Annotated in this window: 6 protein-coding genes; 2 read left to right on the top strand and 4 right to left on the bottom strand. The window is 66.3% G+C overall.

All coding sequences use genetic code 11. The annotated features are described in order from the left end of the window. Positions 1-709: tRNA (guanosine(37)-N1)-methyltransferase TrmD (trmD, locus tag EN742_RS20175; RefSeq protein ID WP_128333196.1), on the bottom strand; the 709-nt coding region annotated here is incomplete at its 3' end. Beyond that, a complete protein-coding gene (gene rimM, locus EN742_RS20170) occupies positions 706-1308 on the bottom strand; it encodes a ribosome maturation factor RimM (protein ID WP_126057466.1) in 603 nt (200 codons plus the stop codon). The genes trmD and rimM, both read right to left, overlap by 4 nt. 119 nt (positions 1309-1427) lie before the next feature. Here rimM and EN742_RS20165 point away from each other — a divergent pair, with 119 nt between their 5' ends. Together EN742_RS20165 and EN742_RS20160 are read left to right on the top strand one after the other, a co-directional pair. Next, positions 1428-2366 carry a tyrosine recombinase XerC gene (locus tag EN742_RS20165; RefSeq protein WP_128333195.1) on the top strand — a complete coding sequence of 313 codons (939 nt, stop codon included), beginning with the start codon at positions 1428-1430 and terminating at the stop codon, positions 2364-2366. 154 nt (positions 2367-2520) lie between these two features. Next, positions 2521-3585: a TraB/GumN family protein gene (locus EN742_RS20160; RefSeq protein WP_126057464.1), complete on the top strand. Its 1065-nt coding sequence runs from the start codon at positions 2521-2523 to the stop codon at positions 3583-3585. 673 nt (positions 3586-4258) lie between these two features. Here EN742_RS20160 and lpdA read toward each other — a convergent pair. Continuing rightward, complete coding sequence (lpdA, locus tag EN742_RS20150; RefSeq protein WP_126057463.1) at positions 4259-5665, bottom strand: dihydrolipoyl dehydrogenase; 1407 nt, start codon at positions 5663-5665, stop codon at positions 4259-4261. 23 nt (positions 5666-5688) lie between these two features. Continuing rightward, positions 5689-6381: an SDR family oxidoreductase gene (locus EN742_RS20145; protein ID WP_245492360.1), complete on the bottom strand. Its 693-nt coding sequence runs from the start codon at positions 6379-6381 to the stop codon at positions 5689-5691.

Raw genomic sequence — 6381 nt, 5'->3', positions numbered from 1 at the left:
CGATCCGCTCGAGCTCCGGGGGCGGATCGTCCGCCAGCAGATCCGGCCGCCGCTCCTTGGTCAGCTTCTCTGCCTCGGCCCGCCGCCATTCTGCGATCTTTCTGTGATTGCCCGAGATCAGCACATCGGGAATCGGCCGGCCCTCGAACTCCTGCGGCCGCGTATAGTGCGGATGTTCGAGCAGGCCGTTCTCGAAACTCTCTTCTTCGCCGGAGACCGCATTGCCCATGACGCCCGGCAAGAGCCGCACCACGGCATCGAGCAGCACCAGCGCGGCCGGCTCACCGCCCGACAGGATGAAGTCGCCGACCGAGACCTCCTCTAATCCCCGCGCGTCGATCACCCGCTGGTCGACGCCCTCGAAGCGGCCGCACAGGATCACCGCGCCAGGCCCGGCGGCAAGCTCGCGCACGCGGGCCTGCGTCAGGGGTTTTCCGCGCGGGCTCATCAAGAGGCGGGCGCGCGCATCACCCGGCGGCGAGGCATGGTCGATGGCTTTCGCCAGCACGTCGGCGCGCATCACCATGCCGGCGCCGCCGCCAGCCGGCGTGTCGTCGACGGTGCGATGCCTGTCGGTGGCGAAATCGCGGATCTGGATCGCCTCAAGCGACCATGTGCCGGCTTCCAGCGCCCGGCCGGCCAGCGATAGGCCGAGCGGACCGGGAAACATCTCCGGATAGAGCGTCAGCACCGAGGCAACAAAGCTCACCGATTGCCCCCGGCGTCCTTCGGTCCGCGCGGCCGGCCCTTCGGGTCGAAGCCGTCGCGGCCGGGAGCGGCCTGGCCATCCTCGTCTTCGACCAGCCCCGCCGCCAGCGGATCGACGCGGACGAACCCTTCGGCGACCGACACCTGCGGGACAGCGGCCTGGGTGAACGGAATCAGTACGCCTTTGCGGCCGGCAAGCGTCACGTCGAGTATGTCGCCACCGCCGAAATTGTGCACGGCGACGACCTTTCCGATGGCCGCGCCGGTGTCGTCCCTGACCTCCAGCCCGATCAGGTCGGCGTGATAGAACTCGTCCTCCTCGCCGTCGTCAGGCAGCACCGAACGATCGACGAACAGTTCGGTGCCGGAAAGCGCCTCGGCGGCATTGCGGTCGCTGATACCCTTGAAACGCACCACCACGACGGTGTTGGCGGGCCGGATGTCGATGATCTGGAAGGCGCGGCCGTCCTTGGCATAGAGCGGCCCGTAATCGGCGAGCGCCAGCGGATCGCCGGTGAAGGTCTTCACCCGCAGCTCGCCCTTGATGCCATGTGCGGCGCCGATCACGGCCAGCTGGACGGGGTTCTGGGGCTTGGTCATGGCGCGACATCCTTTGCCCTGCTCTAACCCTCCCCAGCCGTCATTTCAATGATCGCCCGGCGTCATTCCAATGATCGCCTCTTCACCGCTTCCTAACCCGACTGGCGGACAATGCCGCCATGCAGGAATTCCTCATCCCGGCAAAGCCCGACCTCCAGGCGGCGCGCGAGAACTGGCTGAAGATGCTGGCGCGCGAACGGCGGCTGTCGCCGGAGACGGTGGAAGCCTATGAGCGCGACACGCGCCAGTTCCTGCATTTCCTGACCGGCCATTGCGGCGGCCCGCCCGGCATATCCGACATTGCCGAGTTGCGCCCGGCTGATCTGCGCGGATTCCTCGCCGCCCGCCGCAACGCCGGCGCCGGTGCCCGCACGCTCGGCCGCGGGCTGGCCGGTATCCGCTCGCTGCTGCGCTTCCTCGAACGCCGCGGCCTCGCCAATGCTGCGGGCGCGGCGGCGCTGCGCGCGCCGCGCCAGCCGAAATCGCTGCCCAAGCCGCTGACGGCGAGTGATGCAAGAGACGTCGTCTCCATCGAAGGCCAGCTGGCGGAAGAGCCCTGGATCGCCGCCCGCAACGCCGCCGTGCTGACGCTGCTCTACGGCTCGGGCCTGCGCATTTCCGAGGCGCTCGGCCTCGCCGGCGCCGAGCTGGTGTCGGAGACGGACACGGTGCTGCGCATCATCGGCAAGGGCGGCAAGACCAGGCTGGTGCCGGTGCTGCCGGTTGCCTTGCGCGCGGTCGCCGAATACCGCCGGCTCTGCCCCTTCCATATTGATCCGAAGGGCCTGCTGTTTCGCGGCGCGCGCGGCGGGCCGCTCAATCCGGCGATCGTCCAGCGCGACATGGCGAAGCTGCGCTCGGCGCTCAACCTGCCGGACACCGCCACGCCGCACGCCTTGCGCCATTCCTTCGCCACGCATCTGCTCGGCCGGGGCGGCGACCTGCGCACCATCCAGGAACTGCTCGGCCACGCCAGCCTGTCGACGACCCAAATCTACACCGGCGTCGACACCGCGCGGCTGCTGGAGATCTACGAATCCGCGCATCCACGGGCGTAAACCGCCGACTTCGTAGGCGACGCGATGGGCCTTTCGGTTGATCGTCAGGACATCATCGGACAACGCAAGCTGTTGTTAAGACCAACAGCACCGAAAACAATTTCATTCTGTCGATTAACTGTTTTGCCGCTTTTCAGCGCTAAGACGCTTCCTCATGAAACGCGTCATCGCCATCGCTGATCGCGCGGCCCTCGTGTCGCTGAGGCTGCTTGTCGCGCTGAACGTACTGTTCTTCCTGTCCTTCCTCGTCGTCCTGCTGCTGGCCGGCAGGGCACATGCCGAAGCTGCAGCCTGCGGCGGCAACGACATGCTGAGCGCGCTGCAGAAGGACGATCCGGCCACCTATCGCAAGATCGAGGCCGAAGCGGCGGCGACGCCGAACGGCAAGGGCCTCCTTTGGAAACTCGAAAAGCCGGGCGAAAAGCCTTCCTTCCTGTTCGGCACGATGCACATGACCGATCCGCGCGTCACCACGCTGCCGGCGTCCGCGCGAAAGGCTTTCGGCGCCGCCGACACGGTCGTCATCGAGACCACCGAAGTGCTCGACCAGCAGAAGATGATGGCCGCGCTCGTCAAGGAGCCGGACCTGATGATGTTCACCGACAGCACCACGCTGTCCTCGCTGCTGTCGCCCGACGACGCGGCGACGATGAACAAGGCGCTCGACGCGCGCGGCATTCCACCGGCGACCGTCGCCAAGATGAAGCCGTGGATGTTGTCGGCCATGGTGGCGCTGCCGGCCTGCGAGCTGGCGCGCAAGGCCGGCGGCGCGCCGGTGCTCGACGTCAAGCTCGCCGAGGACGCCAAGGCCTCGGGCAAGGCCGTCGAGGGGCTGGAGACCGTCGCCGACCAGCTTCATGCCATGGCCTCGCTGCCGCTTGCCTTCCACATGAAGGGCCTGGTCGACACGTTGAAGCTCGGCGACAAGGTCAATGACGTCAACGAAACCATGATCGTGCTCTACCAGCACGGCGACACCGGCATGTTCTGGCCGCTGTTTCGAGCAGTCCTGCCCGGCGACGCCGACGATCCGGCCAGCTACGCCGCCTTCGAGGAAACCATGATCACCAGCCGCAACAAGGTGATGGCCGATCATGCCGCGCCGTTCTTGGCCAGGGGCAATGCCTTCATCGCGGTGGGCGCCTTGCACCTTCCCGGCCCGCAGGGGCTGGTCGAGGATTTTCGCAAGGCCGGCTACACGGTGACCGCCGTCGACTGATCCGCACGGCCGGGTTGCGCTTCGATCGGGAAGGAGCGCCGGTGCCGTGCTGATTCGTGACTTGGCGGCGCAAGGCTCCCCGGTTTCGTGCCGAATGGTGTCGAAAGACCGGGTTCGGCTCGATCCCGACCCATTTTGTGGTGGAAATGCCTGCCGGCAGGGGATCCCAGGTCAGAATTGCCCTGCTTTCAGCATTTTCCGGGCCTAGTATGAAACCCGTTCAACGGTCGCGCGTTGACGGTTGTTATTTGATACTTTTCATCCACGGAGGACACTTTTATGGCGAACCCTAACGACACTCCCAGATCGGGCGGCGGCGGCAGTGGCTGGCTGATTGCCCTGGTGGTCATTATCCTGGCCATTGTTGCCTACTATGTTTTCGGAAGAAGCGGCGAAGCTCCGGCGCCCGCCGAGCCGCCGGCCGCCAGCACACCGGCGCCCGCTCCCGAGCCGATGAAACCTGCGGAACCTGCCCCGGCACCTGCGCCAGCGCCCGCTCCGGCACCAGAGCCGGCTCCCGCGCCAGCACCGGCCCCGGCGCCCGCTCCGGCACCTGCGCCGTCTCCGTAATCAGGCTTAGCTCAACGACGAACGGCCCGCCGAAAGGCGGGCCGTTTTGTTTGGTGGCAACCACGTTTTCGACGGGCGTTCGGCGCCGCCGCGTGGCGCGCAGCTAGATGTGGATCGGCTTGAAGAAGGTGGCCAGCGCCGCTTCCTTCACCGCTTCCGACATCGTCGGGTGTGCGTGGCAGGTACGGGCTAGATCTTCCGACGAGCCGCCGAACTCCATCAGCACCGCCGCCTCGTGGATCATCTCGCCGGCGCCGAAGCCGACGATGTGGACTCCGAGCACGCGGTCGCTTTGCTTGTCGGCCAGGATCTTGACGAAGCCGTCGGTATGCAGCATGGCGCGCGCCCGGCCATTGGCGGTGAACGGGAACTTGCCGGCCTTATAGTCGATGCCGGCCTTCTTCAACTCCTCCTCGGTCTTGCCGACCGAGGCGATCTCCGGGCTGGTATAGACGACGCTCGGGATCACGTCGTAGTTCACATGGCCGGCCTGGCCGGCAATGATCTCGGCCACCGACACGCCCTCGTCCTCGGCCTTGTGCGCCAGCATCGGCCCGGCGATGACGTCGCCGATGGCGTAGATGCCGGGCACGTTGGTCCTGAGGTGCCGGTCGGTCTTGACGCGGCCGCGCTCGTCGACCTCGACGCCGGCTTCCTTCAGCCCGAGGCTGTCGGCATAGGGGCGGCGGCCGGTGGCGACCAGCACCACGTCGGCGGCGATCGTTTCGGCGGCGCCTCCCTTCACCGGCTCGAAGGTGATGCTGGCGCCCTTCTTGGCCTTGGCGACTCCGGTGACCTTGGCGCCGAGCTTGAACTCGAAACCCTGCTTGGAAAGCAGCCGCTGGAACTGTTTCGAAACTTCGCCGTCCATGCCGCCGAGGATGGCGTCGAGGAATTCGACGACAGTGACCTTGGCGCCGAGCCTGGCCCAGACCGAGCCGAGCTCCAGCCCGATGACGCCACCGCCGACCACCACCAGATGGCCCGGCACCTTTTCCAGCGACAGCGCGCCGGTCGACGACACGATCACCTTCTCGTCGAAGTCGACCTTGACGCCGGGAATGCCGGCAACGTCCGAGCCGGTGGCGATCACGATGTTCTTGGTCTCGATCTCCTCGACCTTGCCGTCCTCACCGGTGACCGAGACCTTGCCGGCTGCGACCACCTTGCCGGTGCCTTGGAAGCTATCGATCTTGTTCTTCTTGAACAGGAAGGCGACGCCGTTGACGTTGGCCGTCACGGTCGCGTCCTTGTGCGCCATCATCTTCTTCAGATTGAGCTTCGGCGTGCCGATTTCGACGCCGAGCGTGTCGAAGGAATGGCCGGCCTCGGCGAACATCTCGGAGGCGTGAAGCAGCGCCTTCGACGGGATGCAGCCGATGTTGAGGCAGGTGCCGCCGAAGGTGGCGTTCTTCTCGATCACCGCCGTCTTCAGCCCGAGCTGCGCCGCCTTGATGGCGCAGACATAGCCGCCCGGTCCCGATCCGATGATTACAACGTCATAAGCCATGGTGTTGTCCCTTTATCCGGCCTTCAGCGGCCGCCGCTCACATTCAGGATCGCGCCCGTTATATAGGAGGCCGCATCCGACAGAAGATAGAGAACGGCGCTGGCGACCTCATCGGCCGTCCCCGCCCTCTTCATCGGCAGCATATCCTGCATCCGCGCCACACGATCGGGCTGGCCGCCGGACGCGTGGATCTCGGTGTCGGTGATGCCGGGGCTGACCGCATTGACGCGGATGCCTTCCGTCGCCACCTCGCGCGCCAGGCCGATGGTCAAAGTGTCGATCGCGCCCTTGGAGGCGGCGTAGTCGACATATTCGCCGGGCGAACCCAGCCTCGCCGCGGCGGAAGAGATGTTGACGATGCCGCCGCCCTTGCCGCCATGCCGGGTCGACATGCGCTTGACCGCCTCACGCGCGCAGAGGAAGGAGCCGACGACATTGACGCGCATCATGCGCTCTACCCGCGCGGCGCTCATCTCGTCGACGCGCGTCTTGGCGTCGACGATGCCGGCATTGTTGACGAAAGCATCGAGCCGGCCGAAGGTTCTGTCCACCGCCTCGAACATCGCCAGCACATCGGCCTCGTTGCCGACATCGCCCTTGACGGCAATGGCCTCGCCGCCCGCGGCCTTGAGTTCGGCGACGAGCGCCTCGGCGACTGCCTGGTTGGAGACAAAATTGACAGCGACACGATAGCCGGCCATCGTGTCGCTGTCAAT

Origin of the sequence: Mesorhizobium sp. M4A.F.Ca.ET.020.02.1.1 (assembly GCF_004022645.1) — a bacterium.
Lineage (GTDB): Bacteria > Pseudomonadota > Alphaproteobacteria > Rhizobiales > Rhizobiaceae > Mesorhizobium.
The sequence above is the reverse complement of the archived record's forward strand: the minus strand, read 5'-3'. Positions and strand labels throughout refer to the sequence as shown.